This window comes from Phenylobacterium sp. GW823-FHT02A09 (genome assembly GCF_058797775.1).
The window spans coordinates 787328-810199 of sequence record NZ_JBXAJZ010000002.1; the positions used below are offsets into that span (position 1 = coordinate 787328).

The following is a 22872-nucleotide window of genomic DNA, read 5'->3' on the forward strand; positions in this document are numbered from 1 at the left end:
CTAACCGAGGATGTGCGATGGCTTTCTCCGCCGAGGAACGCGCGGTCCTGTTGGCCGTGAAGGGCGTCGGCCCGACCGTGGTGCAACGTCTGGAGCAGGTCGGGATCGAGGATCTCGCCGCCCTGGCGCGCCAGGACGCCGGCGCGGTCTGCGCGGCGGCCTCGGCCCTGGTCGGCTCGACCTGCTGGCGCAACAGCCCGCAGGCGCGCGGGGCGATCGCCGCCGCCATCGAGGCGGCCCGCGCGCGCACGGCGGACGCCTAGAAATGGCCAAGGCCGATCCACCGTTCGGCGCCTCGGAGACCGACTACGAGGCTTGGGCGCGCCTCGAGGTCGCCCGCTGGCGGACGGAGATGCTGAAGTCGCCCAACCTGCTCGATAAGACCACCCGCGGCGTCCAGCAGAAGATCAACAGCGTCATTCCCGAACAGGTGCACAAGACCGCCACCGCGGTCATCGAGCAGATGACCCGGGCGATCCTGACCGGCTCCAACGTGGTCACCGCCGCGCCCTTGCGCGACGCCCCGCTGGCGGTCCGCGACGCCCGGGCGATCACCGCCATCGGAGCCTATCGCACCACCGCGGCGGTCGAGGGCGGCGTCGCCGGGGCCGGCGGGTTCTGGCTGGCGGTCGCCGACTTCCCGGCGCTCATCACCATCAAGCTCAAGCTGTTGTTCGACCTGATGGCGATCTACGGCAAGTCGGGGAAGGACTTCTCCGAACGGCTCTACCTGCTGCACATCTTCCAGCTGGCCTTCTCCTCGGCCGCGCACCGCGCCGAGGTGTTCCGGTCGATGGAGAACTGGGACGCCCGCGCCCACCCCGAGCACCTGGACGACTTCGACTGGCGCCGCTTCCAGCAGGAGTACCGGGACTACATCGACCTGGCCAAGATGGCCCAGCTGATCCCGATCGTCGGCGCCCCCATCGGCGCGGTCGTCAATTGGCGGCTGACCCAGCGGGTCGGCGACATGGCGATCAATGCCTATCGCATGCGCCGCCTAGGCTGAAAGCTGCTGCAGAGACGCCCTGGCGAGCTTCTCGACGAGCGCGTCGGGGATGGGCCGGCTCGGCGAGAACGTGACCCCCGTCTTGGTGGACTTGAGCCCGGCGGCGGCGATGTCGTCGCTGTGCTCGGCGATGGCGGAAGCCGACAGATAGAGACCGCACTGCTTGCTGAACGCCGCGTAGCCCGCAACGACGGACTGCCCGAGCCTGAACCCCGGCATCTTGTAGGCGATGACCTCTTCGGCGTCCGGCAGCGCACGCGCCAACGCCGAACGCAGCCCAAGCAGGAGCGGGCGAAGGCTCTCAGGGGCCTCGGCGATGTAGGCGTCGTGATCCGCAACCATGGTCAGGACAGGCTTCCGCTGGCGTGACTGCGAGCTCAGTCTCGGTCGGCCGAGCGGCTGGATCAAGCGATCCTGGGAAGCGGGCGTGCATTGCGCGCTCGCCTGCGGCCTTCCGTCCCGCGCGTGATTTCTGGACGCATTCGTCCATTTTACCCATTGCGGCCGATCCGAACTCGCCCTACTTCGGTCTTGATTGGACTACTGCGTCCACTTTTCGATTTTCAGGCGCTCCACATGGCGATTTTGCCCAAGAAGTTCGTGCCCCTCGCCGTCGGCGGGGTCGTCGCGGTCGGCCTCGTGATCGGCGGCGGCGCCTGGTGGATGAACAAGCAGAAGTTCGAAGCCACCGACAACGCCTTCATCCAGGCCGACAAGGTCACCGTCGCCCCGCAAGTCGACGGCTACGTCGCCGAGGTGCTGGTGGCCGACAACCAGCACGTCCAGGCCGGCCAGGTGCTGGTCCGCCTCGACACCGCTCCGCTCAAGGCGGCGCTGGCCAAGGCCGAGGCCAACGCCGCGGCGCTGGACGCCGCCGTCCGCGCGGTCGACGACAAGGCCCGGCTGGAACAGGCGATGATCGCCCAGAAGGCGGCCGGGGTCGCCTCGGCCCACGCCGAGTCCCAGCTCGCCCAGGCCGAACTCGCCCGCTACGGAACCCTGGCCGGCCAGGGCTGGGTCTCGCCGCAACGCGCCCAGTCGGCCCGCGCCGCCGCCAGCCAGGCCGCCGCCAGCGTCGACCAGGCCAAGGCCACGCTGGAGGCCGAGCGCCGCAGCGCCGACAGCCTCGGCTCGGCCCGCGACCAGACCGTCGCCCAGGCCAACGCCGCCCGCGCCGCCGTCGAGCAGGCGCGCATCGACCTCGACCGCGCCGAGATCAAGGCCCCGGCCTCCGGCGTCGTCGGCGCCCGCGCCGTGCGCACCGGCCAGTACGTGCGTCCCGGCTCCTCGCTGATGACCGTGGTGCCGCTCGGCCAGGCCTATGTGGTCGCCAACTTCAAGGAGACCCAGGTCGCCCGCCTGAAGATCGGCCAGCCGGTGACCATCAAGGCCGACGCCTTCGGCAAGCAGGAGATCAAGGGCAAGATCGACAGCTTCGCCCCGGCCACCGGTTCGGAGTTCGCGCTGATCCCGGTCGAGAACGCGGTCGGCAACTTCACCAAGATCGCCCAGCGGCTGCCGGTGAAGATCGCCGTCGATCCGAAGTCGCCGCTGGCCGGCGCCCTGCGTCCCGGCCTCTCGGTCGAGGTCAAGGTCGACGTCACCGCCGACACCGGCCCGAGCTTCGCCGAAGCCACGCCCTCGGCCGAATACGCCCGGCGCGGCGTCGCCCGCTAAGAGGCCGCCGCCGTGAGCGACGCCGCCATCGACCCGAAGCCGGGCGCGCCGCCGGCCACGCCGGGCGGTCACGTGACCGCGTCGGGCGAGGTCGACTGGGTCAAGATCTTCCTCGGCTTCGGCGGGATGGTGGTCGGCCAGTTCATGGCCACCCTCGACATCCAGATCGTCGCCTCCTCGCTCAGCCAGATTCAGGCCGGCGTCGGCGCCAGCGCCGACGAGATCAGCTGGGTGCAGACCATCTATCTGCTGGCCGAGGTGGTGATCATTCCGCTCACCGCCTACCTGACCAAGATGTGGGGCACGCGGCCGGTCTACGTGTTCGCCGCCGCCGCCTTCATCGTCACCTCGATCATGACCGGGCTGTCGACCAGCATCGAGATGATGATCGCCACGCGCGCGCTGCAGGGCCTGGCCGCCGGGGCGATGATCCCGGCCGTGTTCGCCACCGCCATGACGGTGTTCCCGCCCGAGAAGCGGGTGATGGCCAACGTCACCGTCGGGCTGATCGTCACCCTGGCGCCGACCATCGGCCCGACCCTGGGCGGGCACCTGACCGAGGCGCTGAACTGGCGCTGGCTGTTCTTCGTCAACGTCCCGCCCGGCCTGCTGGTGATGTTCCTGGTCGGCCGTTACGGCGACTTCGACAAGGGCGACCCGTCGCTGGCCAAGGGCATCGACTGGTTCGGCCTGTTCACGATGACGGTGTTCCTGCTCTCGATGCAGTACGTCTTCGAGGAGGGCTCGAGCGAGGGCTGGTTCGAGGACGACCTGATCCTCTGGCTGACCGTGACCGCGGTGATCACCGGCGCCGTCTTCATCTGGCGCCAGCTCACCTACAAGCAGCCGATCGTCTCGCTGAAGCCCTTCACCGACCGCAATTTCACCCTCGGCTTCCTGATGAACGCGGTCTCCGGGATGAGCCTGTTCGGCGGCACCTTCATCCTGCCGCTGTTCCTCGGGCAGATCCGCCAGTATTCGGCGGCGGAGGTCGGCACCACGATGCTGGTCTCGGGCCTGACCATGTTCCTCAGCGCCCCGATCGTCGGCCGCGTCGTGCGGCTGATGGACCCGCGGATCTCGCTGGTCGCCGGCTTCGCCCTGGCCGCCTACGGGGTGGGGCTGGGCGTCAAGGTCACCGCCGAGTGGGGCTTCTGGGAGTTCGCGGCCCTGCAGGCGATCCGCGGCTTTGGGGTGATGATCGCGATGATCGCCGCCCAGGCGCTGTCGGTCTCCACCCTGCCGGTCTCGATGATGAAGGACGCCTCGGGACTGGTGAACCTGATCCGCAACGTCGGCGGCGCCATCGGGCTGGCGGTGCTGACCACCATCCTCAGCGATCAGACCGCCGCGCATCTGTCGGAGCTGTCGGCGGCGATGACCGTGGCCAATCTGCAGGGCCAGGAGATGCTGGCCGGCCTGACCTCGATGATGGAAGCCCAGGGTCTGGCCGATCCCGAGGGCGCGGCCCGCAAGTTCCTGGGCATGGCCCTGCGCCGCGACGCCGCCGTGCTCGGCTTCGCGGACGGCTTCTACTTCCTGGCGCTCGGCTGCGCTTTCGCCGCGCTGCTTGGCTTCCTGGCCACGCCGGGCAAGGCTCCGCCGTCCAGCGGCGGCGGGGGTCACTGATGCCCCGCGCGCCCGGCCAGATCGACCTCGCCAAGACCGAGGCTATTCTCGACGCCGCCGCCGAGGTGTTCGGCGAGCGGGGCCTGGCCGCCTCGATGGAAGAGATCGCCCGGCGCGCGCGCGTCTCCAAACAGACGATCTACAACCACTACGGCTCCAAGCCCGAGCTGATCCGCGCCATCGTCGATCGTCGGGTGGCCGAGATCACCGCCCCGCTGCTGATGCCCGAAGCCGTCGACCATCCGCAGGAGGCGCTGGCCGCGCTCGGCCGCTCGATGCTGACCGCGGTGCTGAACGTGCGCGGGACCTCGATGCTGCGCATGACCGTCGAGAGCGCGGCGGAGCAACCGGACCTGGCGCGCGCCTTCTTCGAGGCCGGCCCCGCCACCTCGCGCCGCCGGCTGGCCGAGTTCCTGGCCATGGAGACCGAGAACGGCCGCATGGCGGTCGACGATCCGGTCCTGGCCGCCGAGTTCTTCGCCAGCATGGTGATCGGCGGCCACCAGATCGCCCAGCTGCTGGGGGTCGAACGCCAGTTCTCGGCCGCCGAGATCGACCGGGTCGCCGGCGAGGCCGCCGCGCGTTTCATGCGGGCCTATTCAGCCTAGAACCGCCGGCGCCGCACAACCTTCACCGAACGATGATGCGGGCGCCATGCGCGTGCGCGATCAGCCCTTCAGTCTTTAACTCGAGGGTAACCATGTTCGCCAAATCCCTGGGCCTCGCCGCCCTCGTCGCCGCCGGCTCGCTCGCGCTTCCCGCCGCCGCCGCGACCACCATCACCCCGGTCGGCGTCACCGCCACCAACACCTTCCCGTTCTGGGGGACCTACAACGCCGAGAACCTGATCGACGGCAGCGGCCTGTCGGGCGGCCTGCACGACGCCGACTACGCCAACATGTGGATGACCGACCTCGGCGTGTCGGCCGCCACCCTGACCTTCGACCTCGGCCAGACCTACAAGCTCTCGGGCGCCGACATCTGGAACTACAACTTCGGCGTCGAAGAGTTCGCCTCGACCCTCGACCGCGCCTCCAAGGCCTTCAAGATCTCGATCTCGACCGACGGCGTGAGCTACACCCAGGTGCTGTCCGGCGAACTGGCGCGCGGGACCGGCAAGGCGCTGGCGGCCGAGACCTTCGGCTTCGGCGGCGCGGCGCGCTACATCCAGATCGCGCTGGACGGCAATCACCAGAAGTATCCGGAGACCTACGGCTACGCCCCGATCGGCCTGTCGGAAGTGCGCTTCACCGGCTCGGCCGTGCCGGAACCGGCGACCTGGGCGATGATGATCACCGGCTTCGGCCTGGCCGGAACCGCCCTGCGCTCGGCCCGCCGCCGCGGCCAGCAGTTCGCCTGACGGGTCAGGGCGCGGTGAGCGGCTCCCAGGCCGCCATCGCGCCCTTGGCCACGCTGAGCAGCTTTTCTTCCGAGGCCCCGTCGCGGGCCTGGATCGACATGCCCTGCTGGACGGTCAGGTAGAACGCCGCCAGCGCCCCGACATCGACGCCCGGGGCCAACTCGCCATCCTCGACGGCGCGGCGCAGGCGCGCCTCCAGCCCCGACTGGCCCTGGGCCCGGTTCTCGCGCAGGGCGGCGCAGACGCTGGCGCTGGCCTCGGTCGTGTTGAGCTGCGAGAGCACGACCATGCAGCCGCGCGGCTTGCCCGGCCTTGAGAAGGAATGTGCGGTGGCGGTCAGAAAACCCGCCACGGCCGAGCGCGCATCAGGCGCGTTGTCGACGACGTCCCAGATCTGCGGCCCTTCGGTGCGGCCGTAGAGCTCGACCGCCTCGCGGAACAGCGCCTCCTTCGAGCCGAAGGCTGCGTAGAGGCTGGGCGAGCCGATGCCCATCGCCTCGGTGAGGTCGCTGATCGACGCGCCCTCGTAACCCTTGACCCAGAACACTTCCATGGCCCGGGTCAGGGCGGCGTCGCGATCGAAACTGCGGGGTCGGCCGCGTTCGGCCATGGCTCAACCTTTCTGTATCGACCGATATATAAATCCCTTGACGGGACCGGGCAAGCCGACCATCTGCTTTCTGTATCGAACGACACAGAAATGGAGCAAACACGTGTCGAACCTCTCCGGAAAGCGCGCCCTGGTCACCGGCGCCAGCCGTGGCATCGGCGCCGCCATCGCCCTGCGCCTGGCGCGCGAAGGCGCCGACGTCGCCGTCACCTACGAACGCTCGGCCGACAAGGCGCAGGCCCTCGTCGCGCAGATCGAGGCCTTGGGCCGCAAGGGTCTGGCGATCCTGGCCGACAGCGCCGACCCCGCGGCGGTCAAGGCCGCGGTCGACCGCGCTGCCGCCGAGCTGGGCGGGCTGGACATCCTGGTGAACAACGCCGGGATCGCCCGCGGCGTCGGGCCGGTCGAAGGCTGGACGCTCGAAGACATCGACCAGCTGCTGGCGGTGAACGTGCGCGGGGTGATCGTCGCCGCCCAGGCCGCGGCCGCGCACCTGCCCAAGGGCGGGCGGATCATCAACATCGGCTCGAACCTGGCCGAGCGGGTGCCGATGGCCGGCATCACCCTCTACGCGATGACCAAGTCGGCGCTGCTGAGCTTCACCAAAGGTCTGGCCCACGACCTGGGGCCCAAGGGCGTCACCGTGAACCTGGTGCACCCGGGCTCGACCGATACCGACATGAACCCGGCCGCCGGCCCCGGCGCCGATCCGCAGCGGGCGCGCATGCCCATTCCCGAATACGGAAAGCCGGAAGACATCGCCAGCGCGGTCGCCTGGCTGGCCAGTCCGGAAAGCCGCTTCGCCAACGGCGCCGGCTTCGTCATCGACGGCGGTGCCAACGCCTAGGCCTGAGGGGGATTGCTGAGGTCAGCAGTCCCCCGTCTCGACGCGGGCCTCAGCCCTCTTCGTCTTCCGTGAAGCCCATCATGTGGAAGCCGGCGTCCACGTGGATCAGCTCGCCGGTGGTCGAACGACCAAGATCCGACAGCAGCCACAGGGCGGCGCCCGCGACGCCTTCCATCGAGGTGTCTTCCTTCAGGGCCGAAAGGTCGCGGCCCTTGGCCAGCATGCCCTTTCCGCCGGAAATCCCGGCCAGGGAAAGGGTGCGCATCGCTCCCGGCGACAGCGCATTGACGCGGATGCCCTTGGGGCCGAGGTCGCGGGCCACGTAGCGGGTCGCCGCTTCCAGCGCCGCCTTGGCCACGCCCATGGTGTTGTAGTTCGGGATCGCCCGCTCCGACCCCATGTAGGTCAGGCAGATGATCGACCCGCCGTTCGGCATCAGCTTCTCAGCCCGGCGCGCGCAGTCGACGAAGCTGTAGGCGGAGATGTCCATCGCCTGCAGGAAACCTTCCCGCGTGGCGTTGTCGACGAACGAGCCCTTGATCTGGTCGCGCGGCGCGTAGGCGATCGCATGCACGAAGAAGTCGATGGTCCCGAACGCCTGCTTCACGGCCTCGAAGGCGGCGTCCATCTGGTCGTCCTGGGTCACGTCGACCGGCACGACCGTCTTGACGCCGACGCTCTCGGCGAGCGGCTGCACGCGGCGCTCCATGCCCGGCAGGTGGAAGAACGCCATCTCGGCGCCTTGCGCCGCCAGCTGCGAGGCGATGCCCCAGGCGATCGAGTCGTGGTTGGCGATGCCGATCACCACGCCCTTCTTGCCCTTCATCAGATCGCCCTTCGGCAGATCCCAGCCATCCTTGGCCATGCGCGTCTCCTCGCGAATTGTCGTGTGGGTTTTTGGACGGCTGCGCGAGCCTGCGCAAGCGGCTTCGCCGCGGGGTCAGCCCGAGCGGGACAGCAGGACGCCCCCGGCGACCAGGGCGCAACAAAGGGCGGTATAGACCGCCGCGATCACGATCAGCGTGCTGGGCGCGACCGCCAGCAGCTGGGTCGAGCCGCTCAATCCGCGGCCGACCCAGATCGCCAGCGGCGCGATGAGCAAGGCGGCGCCAAGGGCGATCAACGACCGCCCCACGACTTTCCGCATGGCCTAGACCCGCGCCATAACCAGGCAGCCGTTGGTGCCGCCGAAGCCGAACGAGTTCGACATCACGGTCTCCAGCTGCACGTCCTTGCGCTCGCGCAGGATCGGCAGGTCGGCGAACTCGGGGTCGAGGGTCTCGATATGAGCGCTCTCGGCCGCAAAGCCGTTGTTGAGCATCAGCAGGCTGTAGATCGCCTCCTGCGCGCCGGCCGCGCCCAGGCTGTGGCCGGTCAGCGACTTGGTCGACGAGATCAGCGGCACGTTCGCGCCGAACACCTCGCGCACCGCGCCCATTTCCTTGGAGTCCCCGACCGGGGTCGAGGTGCCGTGCGGGTTCAGGTAATCGATCTTGCGGCCGCCGAGATCGGCCATCGCCAGGCGCATGCAGCGCACCGCGCCCTCGCCGGACGGGGCGACCATGTCGAAGCCGTCCGAATTGGCCGCGTAGCCGACGATCTCGCCGTAGATCTTGGCTCCGCGGGCCTTGGCGCGCTCGTACTCTTCCAGCACGACGATGCCGGCGCCGCCGGCGATCACAAAGCCGTCGCGGTCCTTGTCGTAGGCGCGGCTGGCGGTCGCCGGCCGGTCGTTGAAGTTCGAGCTCATCGCGCCCATGGCGTCGAACAGCACGCTCAGCGACCAGTCCAGCTCTTCGGTGCCGCCGGCGAACACCACGTCCTGCTTGCCCATGAGGATCTGCTCGTAGCCCGAGCCGATGCAGTGGGTGGAGGTGGCGCAGGCCGACGAGATCGAGAAGTTCAGGCCCTTGATCTTGAACCAGGTGGCCAGGGTCGCCGAGGCGCCCGAGCTCATCGCCTTGGGCACCGCAAACGGGCCGACCCGCTTGGGGCCGCGTTCCTTGGCGGTGTGGGCCGCCTCGATGATCGCCTTGGTCGACGGCCCGCCGGAGCCGACGATCAGGCCGGTGCGCTCGTGGGAGACCTCGGCCTCCTCGAGGCCGGCGTCGGCGATCGCCTGTTCCATGGCGATGTGGCCGAAGGCCGTGCCCTGGGCCAGGAACCGCGCCGCGCGCCGGTCGACCAGCTTTTCCCAGTCAAGGCCGGGATCGGCGTGGACCTGCGAGCGGAAGCCCAGCTCGGCGTACTCGGGCGAGAAGCTGATGCCGGACTTGGCCTCGCGCAGCGAAGCCAGGACTGCATTGGCGTCAGCGCCAATGGACGAGACGATACCGATGCCGGTGATGACGACGCGACGCATGTGTCTTGCCTGTGCTCTCAGACCAGGTCCTTGGCGTCGAACAGGCCGACGCGCAGGTCCTTGGCTTCGTAGATCACCTTGCCGTCGGCCTCGAGCACGCCGTCGCCGATGCCCATGACCAGCTTGCGGATGATCACGCGCTTGAGGTCGATCTTGTAGACCAGTTTCTTGACCTTCGGGGTCACCTGGCCGGTGAACTTCACCTCGCCGACGCCCAGGGCGCGGCCCTTGCCGGGCGCGCCCGACCAGCCGAGGAAGAAGCCGACCAGCTGCCACATGGCGTCCAGGCCCAGGCAGCCCGGCATCACCGGGTCGTTGATGAAGTGGCACTGGAAGAACCAGAGGTCCGGATTGATATCCAGCTCGGCTTCCAGATAGCCCTTGCCGTGCGCGCCGCCGTCTTCGGTGATCTTCACGATGCGATCGAACATCAGCATCGGAGGCACCGGCAGCTGGGCGTTGCCCGGGCCGAACATCTCGCCTCGGCCGCAGGCCAGCAGCTCTTCGAGATTGTAGTGGTCCTTGGCCTTGGCGCCCTGGATCATGCTTGGCTTTCTTGGCGGCGGCCCGTTTTTCCGAGCCTCGGGAATCGTGAATTTCAGGCCCTAGCAGAGCCGCGCGGCAGGCTCAACGGCTGCGCGCGGCGCCGGGACGGCGCACTTTACACTGGATCGCGTCGGAAGTTCCCCACAGTTCGCCCGCCTGGGCCCACCCGGAGACCCCGTCGCTGCGCACCCGGCACCAGCCGTCTTCGCACGCCTTGACCAGTTCGGCGACCGAACGCGGGTTCATGTAGGCGGTGATCTCGGCCTCGGCCCGCGGCTTCTTGTGCAAGGCCAGACGCGTGGGCTTGACCCGCATGACCGTGGACTCGCCGCTGGTCAGCCGGCGGTGCACCCAGGCCATCCCGCCGTCGGGATCGCAGATCCGCCGCCACTCGGTGTTCTCGGCGATCACCTGCACCGGCAGGCCCTTGGCTTGGTAGACCCACAAAAGCTTGTGATCTTCCCCCGGCCCGGCCCGCGCATAGACTTTGTCGAACTTCAGCGAGACGTAACGCGGCACCGGCTGGCCGGACGGCGTCTGGCGCGGCGCCGCCTGGGCGGCAGGCGTCAGGGCGGCCAAAATCAACGCGGCCGTCAAAAAAACGGGCGTTACGCGCTTCCGCAGTCCAAAGGTACGTCGCTCGCCTTGGCCGTCCATGGGGGCTTTGCTAGAGGTTCTTCGTCACAACGCAAGGCGCGCCACGCGCAGTTAAAGATTCCTTTCAAACGCCATGGCCGCTCGAAAACCCAAAGTCATCGTCACCCGCCGCCTCCCCGACCCGGTAGAGACCCGGATGCGGGAGCTGTTCGACACCGAGCTGAACCTCGACGACGTACCGCTCGACCGTGAAGCGCTGATCAAGGCGGTGCAGCGGGCCGACGCCATCGTCCCGACCATCACCGACCACATCGACGCCGACCTGATCGCCGCGGCCGGCGACAAGCTGAAGCTGATCGCCAACTTCGGCGCCGGCGTCGATCACATCGACGTGGTCGCCGCCAACGAGCGCGGCATCGCCGTCACCAACACCCCCGGGGTGCTGACCGAGGACACCGCCGACCTGACCATGGCGCTGATCATGGCCGTCTCGCGCCGGATCGTGGAGGGCGCCAACGTCGTGCAGGCCGGCGAGTTCACCGGCTGGACCCCGACCTGGATGATGGGCCGGCGGGTCAACGGCAAGCGGCTGGGGATCATCGGCATGGGCCGCATCGGCCAGGCGGTGGCGCGCCGCGCCAAGGCCTTCGGCATGCAGATCCACTACCACAACCGCAAGCCGGTCAGCCATGTGATCGCCGAGGAGCTGGAGGCCACCTACTGGGAGAGCCTCGACCAGATGCTGGCCCGCATGGACATCATCTCGGTCAACTGCCCGCACACGCCGGCGACCTATCACCTGCTGTCGGCGCGGCGGCTGAAGCTGCTGCAGCCGCACGCCGTGGTGGTCAACACCGCCCGCGGCGGCATCATCGACGAGGGCGCGCTGGCCGACCTGCTGGCCGCCGGCGCCGTCGCCGGGGCGGGCCTGGACGTGTTCGAGTTCGAGCCGGCGATCAATCCCAAGCTGCTCACCCAGCCGAACGCCGTGCTGCTGCCGCACCTGGGCTCGGCCACGGTCGAGGCGCGCATCGACATGGGCGAGAAAGTGATCATCAACCTGAAGACCTGGATGGACGGCCACCGCCCGCCCGACCGGGTCATCCCGGCGATGCTCTAGTCCCGCAGACCTCGCATTCGGGGTCCGCGCCGATCCGCACGGTGCGGCTCTCGCCCGACAGCCCGTCATAGATCAGCAGCCGGCCGGCCAGCGGCTCGCCGGCCCCGGCGACCAGCTTGACGGTCTCCAGCGCCATCATCGAGCCGATCACCCCGGCCAGCGCTCCGACCACCCCGACCGCCGAGCAGGTCTCGGCCTCGGGCGGGACCTCCGGCACCAGGCAGCGATAGCAGGGCCTGCCGCGGAACACCCCGACCTGGCCGGTCCAGCGGCCGATCGCGCCGGACACCAGCGTCCGCTCGTGGTGCACGCAGGCGGCGTTGACCGCAAAGCGGGTGGCGAAGTCGTCGGTGCCGTCCAGCACCAGGTCGACGCCGGAGACCAGCGGCCCGATGTTGCACGGCTCGACGTGCACCGGCGCGCAATCCACATGCACGTGCGGGTTCAGGGCCCGCAGCTGGTCGGCGGCGGCCTCGACCTTGCGGCGGCCGACGTCGGCGTCGCGGAAGATCACCTGGCGCTGCAGGTTCGACGTATCGACCACGTCGGCGTCGGCCAGCACGATCCGCCCGATCCCGGCCGCGGCCAGATAGAGCGCCGCCGGCGCGCCCAGGCCCCCGGCCCCGACGATCAGCACGCTGGCCGCCTTCAGCCGCTGCTGGCCCTGGCCGCCGACCTCGCGCAGCACCAGATGGCGGGCGTATCGCTCGACTTCGTCGTCGGTGAAGCTCATCGTCGCCTCGTTACGTTTCAGCGCCTCGCCGTCCGGCCAGGTCGCAGCGCGCTTGACCTCGCCCGTCCCCCTGGCCACATCGAGAGCCATGACGACAAGCTCGAACTTCCCCGATTGGCACGGCACCACCATCCTCGCGGTGCGCAAGGGCGGCAAGACCGTGATCGCCGGCGACGGCCAGGTCTCCATGGGCCAGACCGTCGTCAAGGGCAACGCCCGCAAGGTCCGCACCCTGGCCGGCGGCAAGGTGCTGGCCGGGTTCGCCGGCGCCACCGCCGACGCCTTCACCCTGATCGAGCGGCTCGAGGCCAAGCTCGAGCAGTATCCCGACCAGCTGGCCCGCGCCTGCGTCGACCTCGCCAAGGACTGGCGCACCGACCGCTACCTGCGCCGGCTGGAGGCCATGCTGCTGGTCGCCGACAAGGACTCGATCTTCACCGTCACCGGCGTCGGCGACGTGCTGGAGCCTGAAACCGGCGTCGCGGCCATCGGCTCGGGCGGCAACTACGCGCTCGCCGCCGCCCTGGCCCTCGTCGACAGCGAGCTCTCGGCCGAGGAAGTGGCCCGCAAGGCCATGGGCATCGCCGCCAAGATCTGCGTCTACACCAACGGAGAGCTGACGGTTGAAAGCCTGTAGCCTGATCCTGGCTGCGCTTCTCCTCTCGACCCCCGTCATGGCCGAACCTGATCCCTCCGCGGTCGTCGCCGCGGAGCGGGCCTTTGCGGCCGACGGTCTGGCCCACGGGATCAAGCGCTCGTTCCTGGCCCACTCGACGCCGGACGCGATCCTGTTCGCCCCCGATCCGGTCAAGGCGCACGAGCTCTATGGCCCGCGGCCCGACAAGCCCCACCCGCCGCTGGTCTGGTGGCCGCTGTGGGCCGGGATCGCCCGCTCCGGCGACCTCGGCTTCACCACCGGACCCAGCACCTTCGACGGCAAGGAGAACGGCTGGTACTTCACCGTCTGGGCCCGGCAGGAGGGCGGCGGCTGGAAGTGGATCTATGACGGCGGCTCGCCCAGCGCCCATGGCGCAGCGCCGCCGCAAGGCTCGGACCCGGCCTATCTGGCGCCGGCCACCGGACCGCAGGCCACCGCCGCCGCCGCGATGCGCGCCGTGCAGGCCGCCGAGGCCGCCCTGGCCAGGACCGCAACCGGCGACGTCGCCGGCGCCTATCGCGCCGCCCTCGCCCCCGACGCCCGCGTCACCGGATCGCCGTCGGTCCCGGCCACGACCCCGGCTGCGGTGGAGGCGGAACTGGCCGCGCGCCCCGCGGCCATCGCCTTCGCCCCGCTCGGCGGCCGCGCCTCGGCGGGCGGCGATCTGGTCTGGACCTATGGCGATGCGCGCTGGACCGAGGGGCCGAAAGATCGCCGCGGGCACTATGTCCGCATCTGGCAGAGCCGCGCCGAAGGCTGGCGCTTGGTCTTCGATCAGATTCTTCCTGTCGCAGACGCGCCCGCATGACTATCTAGCGGCCCATGACTGAGTTTTCGCCCCGAGAGATCGTCTCCGAGCTCGACCGCTACATCGTCGGCCACCCCGACGCGAAGAAGGCCGTCGCCGTCGCCCTGCGCAACCGCTGGCGCCGCCGCCGCGTGCCGGCCGACCTGCGCGACGAGGTGACGCCCAAGAACATCCTGCTGATCGGCCCGACCGGCGTCGGCAAGACCGAGATCGCCCGCCGGCTGGCGCGGCTCGCCCAGGCCCCGTTCCTGAAGGTCGAGGCCACCAAGTTCACCGAGGTCGGCTATGTCGGCCGCGACGTCGAGCAGATCGTCCGCGACCTGGTCGAAAGCGCCATGGCCATGGTCCGCGACAAGCGCCGGGCCGGCGTCCGCGCCCGCGCCGAGGCCGCCGCCGAGGAACGCATCCTCGACGCCCTGACCGGCCCCGGCTCGACCGCCGCCCGCGAAAGCTTCCGCAAGAAGCTGCGGGCCGGCGAACTGAACGACAAGGAAGTCGAGCTGACCCTGGCCGACTCCGGCGGCGGCCTGCCGATGTTCGACATCCCCGGCCAGCCCGGCGCCCAGATGGGCATGCTCAATCTCGGCGAGATGATGGGCAAGGCCTTCGGCGGCCGCACCAAGACCCACAAGACCACCGTCGCCGGCGCCCACGCGCCGCTGATCGCCGAGGAAAGCGACAAGCTGCTCGACCAGGAGGCCCTGACCCAGGAAGCCCTGGAGCTGGCCGAGAACAACGGCATCGTGTTCCTGGACGAGATCGACAAGGTCGCCTCCAACCGTGACCGCGCCGGCGCCGACGTCAGCCGCGAAGGCGTGCAGCGCGACCTGCTGCCGCTGATCGAGGGCACCACCGTCTCGACCAAGTACGGCCCGGTGAAGACCGACCACATCCTGTTCATCGCCTCGGGCGCGTTCCACGTCGCCAAGCCCTCGGACCTGCTGCCCGAGCTCCAGGGCCGCCTGCCGATCCGCGTCGAGCTGAAGGCCCTGACCCGTGACGACTTCCGCCGCATCCTGACCGAGCCGGAAGCCAACCTGATCCGCCAGCACCAGGCCCTGCTCGCCACCGAGGGCGTCACCCTGAAGTTCACCGAGGACGCCATCGACGCCCTGGCCGACGCCGCGGTGACCGTCAACGGCAGCGTCGAGAACATCGGCGCCCGCCGGCTGCAGACGGTGCTGGAGAAGGTGCTGGAAGAAATCAGCTACACCGCCTCCGACCGCGACGGCGAAACGGTCGACATCGACGCGGCCTATGTGACGGAACGGGTCGGGGGCCTGGCCCAGAACACCGATCTCAGCCGCTTCATACTCTAGACGCTGTCCCGGTTGGCTTGAATCAAGCCGGCCGGGATGAACAGGGTCGTATCTCCGAGTTCAGAGCCCTTCTTATCCACTCACGATGGTCCATCGTGAGTGGGAAGGGCTCTGACCCAGGGTTTTCCCTAGGCCGGGCAAGGACTTGACCCCCTTGCCCGGTCGCTGGCTTGGGCTCTCAATCCCCGCGACGCCGCAGGGAGGCCCCGCATGCAGGTCGAACTCGCCGAAGAGCGCATCTTCCGCATCGCCGACCGCTTCAGCCTGGAGCACGCCGAGGGCCGCGCCTGGGCCAAGCGGCTCGAGGCGTTCGGCGCCCTGGCCCGGGTCACCGGTCTGTTCAGCCAGCCCAAGGACGACGACTTCGCGGTGATCTATCGTGAACGGCGACTACAGCCGTTCTGGCGCGTCGCCGTCTCCACGGCCACGGCCTACGAGCGGCGGCGCAGCTATTCCGTGGCGGTCGGGCCCGAGGTCCGCCAGGTCACCCTCGACGGCAAGGCGTTCGACACGGTGAACGGCCAGTTCCTGCTCGAGGGCCTGGAATCCTGCCGTGAAGAGGCCCGCCGCGAGGTGTTCGTCGACGGCCTGAGCAAGCAGGTCGCGCCTGGCCTCGCTGGCTACCTGCAGCACGATGCGGTCGAAACCGACGCCGAAACACTGGCCAAGGCCACCGCCGAAGGCATGGTCGTCGTGCCGCCCCAGGCCAAGGCCTCGATGGTGGTCCGCGACGTCGTGGCCGCCGCGATCGGCAAGATCGACGCCGATACCGTCACCGAGGAGCTGGTGCGGGTCGAGGCTGTCGATCTCTACTACCGGCCGATCCACGCCTTCCGCTATCGCCGCGCCGACAAGGAGGCGGTCGTCGAGTTCGACGCCGTCACAGGCGAGGCCCGGGTCGGCGGCGCCACCTTCGAGCAGTACCTGGGCAAGGCGCTGGACCCGCGCTTCCTGCTCGACGTGGGGGCCGAGACCCTGAACTTCGTGGTGCCGGGCGCGAACCTCGCAAAGCTGATCATCGTCAAGGGCATGGAGATGAAGGGTATGCGCCCTTCCTGAAGCCTCACCCCCGCCGCGCGTCGTAGATCGCCCGTTCCAGGGCGCGGGCGAAATCGGCCCGCTCGACCGGGCTGAGCGCCTGCGCCACCGAGGCGTGGCGGCCGGACATCGCCACCCGCACGCCATGGACGACGTCGTCCTCGTCGATCTCCAGGGCCACCCGGGTGAAGGCGGTCGGGCTTTCCCAGATGACTTCGCAGGACTTCGGCGTCTCGCGCACCACCCGCACCTCGCGCGCGGTGACCAGCACCCGCTCGATCTTCTTGGCGGCGGCGTAGCTGGCGGCGAACGCGGCGATCACGGCCAGCACGTCGAGCCCGAGGAACACCGGCACGAAGGTGGCGCCCATCGACAGAAACACGCCGGCCGCCACGCAGTTGAACAGCGTGACGATGCCGATCAGCACCACGAACCCCCGCTGCGACAGCGAGCGGTTGGGGGTGATCACGGCGTCCATGTAGACGAGGCCATCCATCGGGCGAGCAGTCTAGTGCGCGGCAGGCGGAAGTGGAAACCGGTTCCGCCGCCCGTCGCGCGCGCCAAGAAGCCGAAAACGGACGCGAAAAGCCCGCACCCCTTGGCGAGGCGGCCCGGCCGGGCGATGTTCGCCCCGCCATGGCCAAGCCCGTCACCAATAAGCGCGTCTCGCCCGCGGAAAAAGCCCGCGTCGAGGAACTGTTCCACCGGTTCGAGTCGCTGAGCGACGATCCGCGCACCGAGCTCAACTACGACAGCCCCTACACCCTAGTCGTGGCGGTGGCGCTGTCGGCCCAGGCCACCGACGTCGGGGTCAACAAGGCGACGGCCAAGCTGTTCCCGGTCGCCCACACCCCCGAGGACATGCTGGCGCTCGGCGAGGAAGGCCTGATCCCCTACATCAACTCGATCGGACTGTTCCGCACCAAGGCCAAGAACGTCATCGCCGCGGCCAGGATCATCGTCGAGCAGCACGGCGGCGAGGTGCCGCTGAACCGCGACGACCTGATGGCCCTGCCCGGCGTCGGGCGAAAGACCGCCAGCGTCGTGCTCAACGAACTGGGCGTGGAACCGGCCATCGCCGTCGACACCCACGTCTTCCGCGTCGCCCATCGGCTCAAGCTGTCGTCCGGCAAGACCCCCGACCAGGTCGAGGCCGATCTCATGGCCCTGGTCCCCGCGCCCTACCTGACCCGCGCCCATCACTGGCTGATCCTGCACGGCCGCTACACCTGCGTCGCCCGCCGACCCAAGTGCGAGGAATGCCAGGTGGCCGACCTCTGCCCGTCCAAGATCCTGTTCAGCCGCGCGGCGTGACGCCATGGCCAACCATCTGCCGCTCAACGCCCTGCGGGTCTTCGAGGCCTGCGCCCGCCACGGCAGCTTCCTGAGCGCCGCCGAGGAGCTGGCGATCACGCCGGGCGCCGTCTCGCGCCACATCAAGGGCCTCGAGGCCGAGTTGGAGACCCGGCTGTTCGATCGCTTCAACCGCGCCGTGCGGCTGACGGCGGCCGGCGAGCAGCTGTCGGTCGGCGTGCGCCAGGGCCTCTCGACCATCCAGTCGGCGGTCGATGCGGTGCGCTCCAAGCGCGACGCGCCGCTCGTGGTGACGGTGCTGCACTCGCTCGCCGCCCGCTGGCTAGTGCCGCGGCTGCACGACTTCCAGCGCCGCTATCCGGAAGTGCAGATCCTTGTCGCCGCCTCCGACCACGCCGCGGACCTGGCGCGCGAGAACATCGACGTGGCCATCCGGCTCGGGCGTGGCCCCTACCCCGGCCTGCACGTCACCCACCTGTTCGACACCCTGATGACGCCGGTGTGCAGCCCGGGCCTGGTCGAGAAGTACGGCCCCTTCAACCACCCCAACGACCTGCGCGGCGTCACCCTGCTGCACGACGTGCTGATGCTGCCGGAAGAGCCGGACTGGGCGGACTGGCTCGCCGCCGCCGGCGCCGACCGGGTCGATCCCAACCCGGGACCGCGGTTCTCCAACACCTACCTGGCGGTCGAAGCGGCGCTGGCCGACCGGGGTCTCGCCTTCGCACACAAGGCCATGGTGATCGACGACCTGGCCAACGGCCGGCTGGTGCAGCCTTTCGACCTGTCGCTGCCCAGCCCGTTCAGCCACTGGGTGCTGTCGCTGCCGGAAAAAGCCGAGCAACCCAACATCCGCCGCTTCCGCAGCTGGCTGCTGGACCAGGCGCTGGCTGACGGCCTCGTCGAGATCGATTGACTTGAAGTCACCTGACTGGCGCTAAGCTCGTTTGTCGCAGCGCAGCAAAGCTGAGAATTTAGGGGCGTCCGACGCTGTAGGAGCCTCCCCGTGACCTGCACCTATCCTCAATCGATTGAATTTTCGCGCACCGACGTGCTGCGCGACATCATCCTCGTCTTCGCCGTCGCTGTGATCGCCTCCCCCGCGGTGATCGCGCTTATCGGCGCGGCCTGACGAGCGCGGGCCGGCCCCCTTCCTCCAGCCGGCCCGCTCCCCTTCTCCCGTGCACGGCGAGACTCCTGGCGCACGGCTTGCAATGATCGGGGGGTGCCGCCCCCGCCCGAACCCATCTCAGGACGACGACCGCGCCTGCGCCTTCCGCGGGTGAACTGGCGTGCGGCCGTCCTGACGGTGGTGATCCTGGCCAATCTCGGCCTCGGCGGCTGGTTCGCCTTCGACCGCGCCTTCCTGCAGGACCTGCCCGTCGTCCCGGACAAGGAAGCGCTGTGGTCGATGGGCCGCCCGCCCGGCCTGACCTTCCTGGGCCCCGACGGCGAAGTGGTCGGCCGCCGCGGCCCGCGCCACGGTCCGCCCGCGCGCCTGTCGCAAATGCCCCAGCACGTGCCCCTGGCGTTCCTGGCCATCGAGGACCGCCGCTTCTATCAGCATGGCGCGATGGACCTGCGCGGCGTGCTGCGGGCGCTCAGCGTCAACGTCCGCGCCGGCGGCGTCGTCGAGGGCGGCTCGACGATCAGCCAGCAGCTGGCCCGCAACCTGTTCCTGACTCCTGACCAGACCCTGCGCCGCAAGATCCAGGAGGTGCTGCTCGCCGCTCAGCTCGAGCGGATGATGAGCAAGGACGAGCTGCTCGAGCTCTACTTGAACCGGATCTATTTCGGCGGCCGCGCCTATGGCTTGTCGGCCGCGGCCGAGACCTATTTCGGCAAGGCCCCGCAGGACCTCACCCTGGCCGAGGCCGCGGTGCTGGCCGCCCTGCCCCGCGCGCCCTCGCGACTGTCCCCCGCCAACGCCCCCGAGGCCGCCTGGGCCCGCGGCAAGGTGGTGCTGCGCCGGTTGGGCGACATGGCCTGGATCGACCCGGCCCTGGCCGCGCGCACCGCCGCCGGTCCGCCCCCTCCCCTCGCCCGGCTGGCCGCAGACGGCGAAGGCGACATGGCCTGGGCGTTCGACGCCGCCGCCGCCGAGGCCCGCCAGCGGCTGGGCGGCGCGACCCCGGACCTGGTCATCCAACTGACCGTCGATCCCCAGGCCCAGGCTGTCGCCGGCCACATCGTCCGCCGCACCATGGCCCGTGAGGGCTATCGCCGCGGCGCCCGTCAGGCCGCCCTGGTCGCCCTGACCCCGGACGGCGCGATCCGCGCCATGATCGGCGGCGTCGACCACGCCGCCAGCCCGTTCAACCGCGTCACCCAGGCCCGTCGCCAGCCGGGCTCGGCCTTCAAGCCGATCGTCTGGGCCGCAGCGCTCGATCACGGCGTGCGGCCGATGGACTGGCGCCAGGACGCGCCGATCCGCATCGGCGGCTGGAGCCCCGGCAACTACGGCGGCGGCTATCACGGCCAGGTGTCGGTGCAGCGCGCCCTGCAGCTCTCGATCAACACCGTCGCCGTGCGACTGGCCCGCGAGGCCGGGCTCGGCGAAGTGAGCACGCTGGCCCGCCGCTTCGGCCTGACCGGCATCCCCGAGCACCCCGGCGGCTCGATCGCGCTCGGGGCCTACGAGGTCACCCCGCTGGAACTGGCCGGGGCCTACCAGGTGCTGCAGACCGGCGGCGGCAAGACCTCGCCCTACCTGGTGTCGAAGATCACCGACGCGCGCGGCAAGCTGCTCTTCATTCGCCCGCCAAGCGCCCCGGTTCCGGTCTATCCGACCTATCAGGCCGCCCAGATGGTGCAGATGATGCGCGGCGTGATCCTCGCCGGCACGGGCCGCGAGGCCGCGTTCGGGCGGCTGGCCGCGGCCAAGACCGGCACCAGCCAGGACCATCGCGACGCCTGGTTCGTCGGCTTCACCCCCGACTGGTTGTGCGCGGTCTGGGTCGGCAACGACGACAGCCGGCCGACCGGCCGCATCACCGGCGGCCAGGTCCCGGCCCACATCTGGCGCGACTTCATGGCCGGCGCCCATCAAGGCCTGCCAGACCTAGAGTTCAGCTGGTTCCCGGCGCTGCCGCCGCCGCTCTATGTCGAAGAGCCCCCGCCGCCGGCCCCCCTGCGCGACGCCTTCGGCCCGGTGCGTCGCAACGCCATGGCCAACGACGCCGATCTCCGGCCCGCCGAGGTCGAACCGACCCCGGCGGACTGGTCGGAAATTCCCTACTGACCGGTCAGGTGATGCGCTTGACGCTCACCGGGTCGCTGCTCGGGAAGCTTTCCTCCAGGCCTTCGTCCAGCAGCGCTTCCTGACGGTCCTCCGCGTTCTTCTGCTTTTCGGCGAGCTGGTCGTGTTTCTCGTTGTCGCCGAGCGGCGTCGCGGGCCGGGCGTGCGGGGCCTCGCTCCTGTGGTCGGCCTTCGTCGGGCGACCCTCGACGGCGGCGTCGGCCGCCGCCGCGCCCGAGCCGATAGCGTCAGTCTTGGGTTTGTCGCGCTTCAGTATCGCCATTTCGGTCCTCCGTTGTGCCCAGGATCAACACATGGGACCGGCGGCGGTTGCCCTCGATGCGCCGCCCGCGTTGCTCCGAAAGGGCTTTCCCTGTAGGAGGCGAGCCTGATTTCCGCGAAAGCCGACCATCCCCGCATGACCGAGCTCTACGACGTCGCCGCCATCGGCAACGCCATCGTCGACGTGATCGCCCCGGCGACCGACGACTTCCTCACCCAGCAAGGCATGGACAAGGGCGCCATGATGCTGGTCGACGAGCAGCGCAGCGCGGCGCTTTACGCAGCCATGCAGGCCGGCGTCGAAGCCTCCGGCGGCTCGGCCGCCAACACCGTCGCGGGCCTCGCCTCGTTCGGCGGCCGCGGCGCCTTCCTCGGCAAGGTCGCCGACGACCAGCTCGGCAAGGTCTTCACCCACGACATGCGCGCCATCGGCGCCCACTTCGACACCGCCCCGCTGCTGGACGGCAAGGCCACCGCGGTGTCGATGATCAACGTCACGCCCGACGGCGAGCGGACCATGTCGACCTTCCTGGGCGCCTCGACCGAGTTCGCCTCCGGCGACATCGACGCGGCGGTCATCGAGGCGGCCAAGATCGTCTACCTGGAAGGCTACCTGTTCGACGCCGAGGCCGCGCGCCGCGCCTTCGCCAAGGCCGCCGGCCTGGCCCACGCCGCCGGCCGGATGATCGCCATCACCCTGTCGGACGGCTTCGTGGTCGAGCGCCACCGCGAGGCCCTGCTCGGCTTCCTGGAGACCCAGGTCGACCTGGTGTTCGCCAACGCCACCGAAGTCACCTCGCTGTTCCAGACCGACGACTTCGACGCCGCGGTCAACGCGCTGCGCTCCAAGGTCAAGATCGCCGCGGTCACCCGCAGCGCCCAGGGCTCGGTCATCGCCGCCGGCGGCGAAACCTTTGAAGTTTCCGCGTTCCCCGTGGAGAAAGTCGTGGACACGACGGGCGCGGGCGACCAATACGCAGCCGGGTTCATGTACGGCCTCGCCACCGGCCGGCCGCTCAATGTCTGCGGCCAGCTCGGCTCGCTGGCGGCGGCCGAAGTGATCTCGCACTATGGCCCGCGGCCGCAGATCAGCCTCAAGGATCTCGCGGCTTCGAAAGGACTCTAACGGATGGCCCGCACCGCGGAAGTGGTCCGCAACACCAAGGAGACCCAGATCACGGTTCGCGTGGATCTGGACGGCTCCGGCGTTGCCGACGTCGAGACCGGCATCGGTTTCTTCGACCACATGCTGGACGGTCTCGCACGCTTCAGCGGGATCGACCTCTATGTCCGCACCAAGGGCGACCTGCACATCGACTTCCACCACACCGTGGAAGACACCGGCATCGTCATCGGCCAGGCGATCCGCCAGGCGCTGGACGGCTTCAAGGGCATCTACCGCTTCGGCCACGCCTACGTCCCGATGGACGAGACGCTGACCCGCTGCGCCCTCGACCTCTGCAACCGCCCGTATCTGATCTGGAAGGTCGCGTTCAAGACCCCGAAGATCGGCGATTTCGACACCGAGCTGTTCAAGGAATTCCACCAGGCCTTCGCCATGAACCTGGGCGCCTGCGTGCACCTGGAGACGCTCTACGGCGACAACAGCCACCACATCGCCGAAAGCGGCTTCAAGGCCCTGGGCCGCGCCCTGCGCGCAGCCGTCGAACTCGACCCCAAGACCCATGGTCACGCCCCGTCGACCAAGGGCGTCCTGTAGGAAAG

27 protein-coding genes and 2 pseudogenes are annotated in these 22872 nt (G+C 69.6%); 19 read left to right on the plus strand and 10 right to left on the minus strand.

Annotation, left to right across the window (positions count from 1 at the left end):
• Positions 1-17: 17 nt before the first annotated feature.
• Positions 18-263, plus strand: coding sequence for a helix-hairpin-helix domain-containing protein (locus AC1Q87_RS11100; protein ID WP_492608999.1), 246 nt, complete (start codon positions 18-20; stop codon positions 261-263).
• A gap of 2 nt (positions 264-265) precedes the next feature.
• A complete protein-coding gene (locus tag AC1Q87_RS11105) occupies positions 266-1009 on the plus strand; it encodes an EcsC family protein (protein WP_492609000.1) in 744 nt (247 codons plus the stop codon).
• On the opposite strand, the gene AC1Q87_RS11110 is transcribed toward AC1Q87_RS11105, so the two are convergent.
• On the minus strand, positions 1001-1417 hold the full coding sequence (locus tag AC1Q87_RS11110; protein WP_492609001.1) for an iron chaperone: 417 nt from the start codon (positions 1415-1417) through the stop codon (positions 1001-1003). The two genes, AC1Q87_RS11105 and AC1Q87_RS11110, sit on opposite strands and share 9 nt — an antisense overlap.
• A 168-nt stretch (positions 1418-1585) precedes the next feature.
• Here AC1Q87_RS11110 and AC1Q87_RS11115 point away from each other — a divergent pair, with 168 nt between their 5' ends.
• The 5 genes and pseudogenes from AC1Q87_RS11115 to AC1Q87_RS11135 form a co-directional block, all read left to right on the plus strand.
• The gene (locus AC1Q87_RS11115) at positions 1586-2686 is read left to right on the plus strand and encodes an HlyD family secretion protein (protein ID WP_492609002.1); all 1101 of its coding nucleotides are present in this window, start codon (positions 1586-1588) and stop codon (positions 2684-2686) included.
• 12 nt (positions 2687-2698) lie between these two features.
• Complete coding sequence (locus AC1Q87_RS11120) at positions 2699-4315, plus strand: DHA2 family efflux MFS transporter permease subunit (RefSeq protein ID WP_492609003.1); 1617 nt, start codon at positions 2699-2701, stop codon at positions 4313-4315.
• On the plus strand, positions 4315-4923 hold the full coding sequence (locus tag AC1Q87_RS11125; protein WP_492609004.1) for a TetR/AcrR family transcriptional regulator: 609 nt from the start codon (positions 4315-4317) through the stop codon (positions 4921-4923). Before AC1Q87_RS11120 ends, AC1Q87_RS11125 begins: the two co-directional genes overlap by 1 nt.
• A gap of 92 nt (positions 4924-5015) precedes the next feature.
• Positions 5016-5498: pseudogene (locus AC1Q87_RS11130) on the plus strand (discoidin domain-containing protein); the annotation flags it as partial.
• A 66-nt stretch (positions 5499-5564) separates the two neighbouring features.
• A pseudogene (locus tag AC1Q87_RS11135) lies at positions 5565-5675 on the plus strand (PEPxxWA-CTERM sorting domain-containing protein); the annotation flags it as partial.
• Between the two features lie 4 nt (positions 5676-5679).
• On the opposite strand, the gene AC1Q87_RS11140 reads toward AC1Q87_RS11135, so the two are convergent.
• Complete coding sequence (locus AC1Q87_RS11140) at positions 5680-6285, minus strand: TetR/AcrR family transcriptional regulator (protein WP_492609005.1); 606 nt, start codon at positions 6283-6285, stop codon at positions 5680-5682.
• Positions 6286-6388: 103 nt separating this feature from the next.
• Here AC1Q87_RS11140 and AC1Q87_RS11145 point away from each other — a divergent pair, with 103 nt between their 5' ends.
• A complete protein-coding gene (locus tag AC1Q87_RS11145; protein ID WP_492609006.1) occupies positions 6389-7132 on the plus strand; it encodes an SDR family NAD(P)-dependent oxidoreductase in 744 nt (247 codons plus the stop codon).
• 49 nt (positions 7133-7181) lie between these two features.
• On the opposite strand, the gene AC1Q87_RS11150 is transcribed toward AC1Q87_RS11145, so the two are convergent.
• From AC1Q87_RS11150 to AC1Q87_RS11170, 5 genes are all read right to left on the minus strand, one after another.
• Positions 7182-7997, minus strand: coding sequence for an enoyl-ACP reductase FabI (locus tag AC1Q87_RS11150; RefSeq protein WP_436059484.1), 816 nt, complete (start codon positions 7995-7997; stop codon positions 7182-7184).
• Between the two features lie 75 nt (positions 7998-8072).
• The gene (locus AC1Q87_RS11155; RefSeq protein ID WP_492609007.1) at positions 8073-8255 is read right to left on the minus strand and encodes a hypothetical protein; all 183 of its coding nucleotides are present in this window, start codon (positions 8253-8255) and stop codon (positions 8073-8075) included.
• 27 nt (positions 8256-8282) lie between these two features.
• Positions 8283-9494, minus strand: a complete 1212-nt coding sequence (gene fabB / locus AC1Q87_RS11160; protein WP_492609008.1) for a beta-ketoacyl-ACP synthase I — start codon at positions 9492-9494, stop codon at positions 8283-8285.
• 17 nt (positions 9495-9511) lie between these two features.
• Positions 9512-10039, minus strand: coding sequence for a 3-hydroxyacyl-[acyl-carrier-protein] dehydratase FabA (gene fabA / locus AC1Q87_RS11165; protein ID WP_183775527.1), 528 nt, complete (start codon positions 10037-10039; stop codon positions 9512-9514).
• Between the two features lie 82 nt (positions 10040-10121).
• Positions 10122-10625 carry an SH3 domain-containing protein gene (locus tag AC1Q87_RS11170; protein WP_492609009.1) on the minus strand — a complete coding sequence of 168 codons (504 nt, stop codon included), beginning with the start codon at positions 10623-10625 and terminating at the stop codon, positions 10122-10124.
• A gap of 145 nt (positions 10626-10770) precedes the next feature.
• Here AC1Q87_RS11170 and AC1Q87_RS11175 point away from each other — a divergent pair, with 145 nt between their 5' ends.
• Positions 10771-11757, plus strand: a complete 987-nt coding sequence (locus AC1Q87_RS11175) for a 2-hydroxyacid dehydrogenase (RefSeq protein ID WP_492609010.1) — start codon at positions 10771-10773, stop codon at positions 11755-11757.
• Here AC1Q87_RS11175 and AC1Q87_RS11180 read toward each other — a convergent pair.
• Positions 11738-12490 (minus strand): HesA/MoeB/ThiF family protein, encoded by a 753-nt coding sequence (locus AC1Q87_RS11180; protein ID WP_492609275.1) that lies wholly within the window; start codon positions 12488-12490, stop codon positions 11738-11740. The two genes, AC1Q87_RS11175 and AC1Q87_RS11180, sit on opposite strands and share 20 nt — an antisense overlap.
• Positions 12491-12578: 88 nt before the next feature.
• Here AC1Q87_RS11180 and hslV point away from each other — a divergent pair, with 88 nt between their 5' ends.
• From hslV to AC1Q87_RS11200, 4 genes are all read left to right on the plus strand, one after another.
• Positions 12579-13127: an ATP-dependent protease subunit HslV gene (gene hslV, locus AC1Q87_RS11185; RefSeq protein WP_492609011.1), complete on the plus strand. Its 549-nt coding sequence runs from the start codon at positions 12579-12581 to the stop codon at positions 13125-13127.
• Positions 13128-13164: 37 nt separating this feature from the next.
• Positions 13165-13956 (plus strand): DUF4440 domain-containing protein, encoded by a 792-nt coding sequence (locus AC1Q87_RS11190; protein ID WP_492609012.1) that lies wholly within the window; start codon positions 13165-13167, stop codon positions 13954-13956.
• 14 nt (positions 13957-13970) lie between these two features.
• On the plus strand, positions 13971-15275 hold the full coding sequence (gene hslU, locus AC1Q87_RS11195; RefSeq protein ID WP_492609013.1) for an ATP-dependent protease ATPase subunit HslU: 1305 nt from the start codon (positions 13971-13973) through the stop codon (positions 15273-15275).
• 210 nt (positions 15276-15485) lie between these two features.
• Positions 15486-16334, plus strand: coding sequence for a hypothetical protein (locus AC1Q87_RS11200; RefSeq protein WP_492609014.1), 849 nt, complete (start codon positions 15486-15488; stop codon positions 16332-16334).
• A 4-nt stretch (positions 16335-16338) separates the two neighbouring features.
• Here AC1Q87_RS11200 and AC1Q87_RS11205 read toward each other — a convergent pair whose 3' ends face one another.
• On the minus strand, positions 16339-16809 hold the full coding sequence (locus AC1Q87_RS11205; protein ID WP_492609015.1) for a DUF2244 domain-containing protein: 471 nt from the start codon (positions 16807-16809) through the stop codon (positions 16339-16341).
• 140 nt (positions 16810-16949) lie between these two features.
• On the opposite strand from AC1Q87_RS11205, the gene nth reads away from it, so the two are divergent.
• The 4 genes from nth to AC1Q87_RS11225 all read left to right on the plus strand — a co-directional run bounded on the left by nth (position 16950) and on the right by AC1Q87_RS11225 (position 20868).
• On the plus strand, positions 16950-17627 hold the full coding sequence (gene nth, locus AC1Q87_RS11210) for an endonuclease III (protein WP_492609016.1): 678 nt from the start codon (positions 16950-16952) through the stop codon (positions 17625-17627).
• A gap of 4 nt (positions 17628-17631) precedes the next feature.
• The gene (gene gcvA / locus AC1Q87_RS11215; RefSeq protein ID WP_492609017.1) at positions 17632-18543 is read left to right on the plus strand and encodes a transcriptional regulator GcvA; all 912 of its coding nucleotides are present in this window, start codon (positions 17632-17634) and stop codon (positions 18541-18543) included.
• 90 nt (positions 18544-18633) lie between these two features.
• Entirely contained in the window at positions 18634-18759 is a 126-nt protein-coding gene (locus tag AC1Q87_RS11220) for a hypothetical protein (protein ID WP_267230951.1), read from the plus strand.
• A 150-nt stretch (positions 18760-18909) separates the two neighbouring features.
• Positions 18910-20868 (plus strand): transglycosylase domain-containing protein, encoded by a 1959-nt coding sequence (locus AC1Q87_RS11225; protein ID WP_492609018.1) that lies wholly within the window; start codon positions 18910-18912, stop codon positions 20866-20868.
• Positions 20869-20872: 4 nt separating this feature from the next.
• On the opposite strand, the gene AC1Q87_RS11230 is transcribed toward AC1Q87_RS11225, so the two are convergent.
• On the minus strand, positions 20873-21148 hold the full coding sequence (locus tag AC1Q87_RS11230) for a hypothetical protein (protein ID WP_492609019.1): 276 nt from the start codon (positions 21146-21148) through the stop codon (positions 20873-20875).
• 135 nt (positions 21149-21283) lie between these two features.
• Between AC1Q87_RS11230 and AC1Q87_RS11235 the strand changes: the two genes are divergently transcribed.
• Positions 21284-22273: an adenosine kinase gene (locus AC1Q87_RS11235; protein WP_492609020.1), complete on the plus strand. Its 990-nt coding sequence runs from the start codon at positions 21284-21286 to the stop codon at positions 22271-22273.
• A 3-nt stretch (positions 22274-22276) separates the two neighbouring features.
• The gene (gene hisB / locus AC1Q87_RS11240; RefSeq protein WP_492609021.1) at positions 22277-22867 is read left to right on the plus strand and encodes an imidazoleglycerol-phosphate dehydratase HisB; all 591 of its coding nucleotides are present in this window, start codon (positions 22277-22279) and stop codon (positions 22865-22867) included.
• The last annotated feature ends 5 nt before the right edge of the window (positions 22868-22872 follow it).

What these genes read in the sequence shown, in the direction of transcription:
- nth (WP_492609016.1), top strand. Translation starts at nt 16,950, where the DNA reads ATGGCCAAGCCCGTCACCAATAAGCGCGTCTCGCCCGCGGAAAAAGCC.
- fabA (WP_183775527.1), bottom strand. Translation starts at nt 10,039, where the DNA reads ATGATCCAGGGCGCCAAGGCCAAGGACCACTACAATCTCGAAGAGCTG.
- AC1Q87_RS11235 (WP_492609020.1), top strand. Translation starts at nt 21,284, where the DNA reads ATGACCGAGCTCTACGACGTCGCCGCCATCGGCAACGCCATCGTCGAC.
- AC1Q87_RS11125 (WP_492609004.1), top strand. Translation starts at nt 4,315, where the DNA reads ATGCCCCGCGCGCCCGGCCAGATCGACCTCGCCAAGACCGAGGCTATT.
- fabB (WP_492609008.1), bottom strand. Translation starts at nt 9,494, where the DNA reads ATGCGTCGCGTCGTCATCACCGGCATCGGTATCGTCTCGTCCATTGGC.
- AC1Q87_RS11100 (WP_492608999.1), top strand. Translation starts at nt 18, where the DNA reads ATGGCTTTCTCCGCCGAGGAACGCGCGGTCCTGTTGGCCGTGAAGGGC.
- AC1Q87_RS11150 (WP_436059484.1), bottom strand. Translation starts at nt 7,997, where the DNA reads ATGGCCAAGGATGGCTGGGATCTGCCGAAGGGCGATCTGATGAAGGGC.
- hisB (WP_492609021.1), top strand. Translation starts at nt 22,277, where the DNA reads ATGGCCCGCACCGCGGAAGTGGTCCGCAACACCAAGGAGACCCAGATC.
- gcvA (WP_492609017.1), top strand. Translation starts at nt 17,632, where the DNA reads ATGGCCAACCATCTGCCGCTCAACGCCCTGCGGGTCTTCGAGGCCTGC.
- AC1Q87_RS11230 (WP_492609019.1), bottom strand. Translation starts at nt 21,148, where the DNA reads ATGGCGATACTGAAGCGCGACAAACCCAAGACTGACGCTATCGGCTCG.
- AC1Q87_RS11105 (WP_492609000.1), top strand. Translation starts at nt 266, where the DNA reads ATGGCCAAGGCCGATCCACCGTTCGGCGCCTCGGAGACCGACTACGAG.
- AC1Q87_RS11115 (WP_492609002.1), top strand. Translation starts at nt 1,586, where the DNA reads ATGGCGATTTTGCCCAAGAAGTTCGTGCCCCTCGCCGTCGGCGGGGTC.
- AC1Q87_RS11205 (WP_492609015.1), bottom strand. Translation starts at nt 16,809, where the DNA reads ATGGATGGCCTCGTCTACATGGACGCCGTGATCACCCCCAACCGCTCG.
- AC1Q87_RS11200 (WP_492609014.1), top strand. Translation starts at nt 15,486, where the DNA reads ATGCAGGTCGAACTCGCCGAAGAGCGCATCTTCCGCATCGCCGACCGC.
- AC1Q87_RS11190 (WP_492609012.1), top strand. Translation starts at nt 13,165, where the DNA reads ATGGCCGAACCTGATCCCTCCGCGGTCGTCGCCGCGGAGCGGGCCTTT.
- AC1Q87_RS11140 (WP_492609005.1), bottom strand. Translation starts at nt 6,285, where the DNA reads ATGGCCGAACGCGGCCGACCCCGCAGTTTCGATCGCGACGCCGCCCTG.
- AC1Q87_RS11180 (WP_492609275.1), bottom strand. Translation starts at nt 12,490, where the DNA reads ATGAGCTTCACCGACGACGAAGTCGAGCGATACGCCCGCCATCTGGTG.
- AC1Q87_RS11175 (WP_492609010.1), top strand. Translation starts at nt 10,771, where the DNA reads ATGGCCGCTCGAAAACCCAAAGTCATCGTCACCCGCCGCCTCCCCGAC.
- hslU (WP_492609013.1), top strand. Translation starts at nt 13,971, where the DNA reads ATGACTGAGTTTTCGCCCCGAGAGATCGTCTCCGAGCTCGACCGCTAC.
- hslV (WP_492609011.1), top strand. Translation starts at nt 12,579, where the DNA reads ATGACGACAAGCTCGAACTTCCCCGATTGGCACGGCACCACCATCCTC.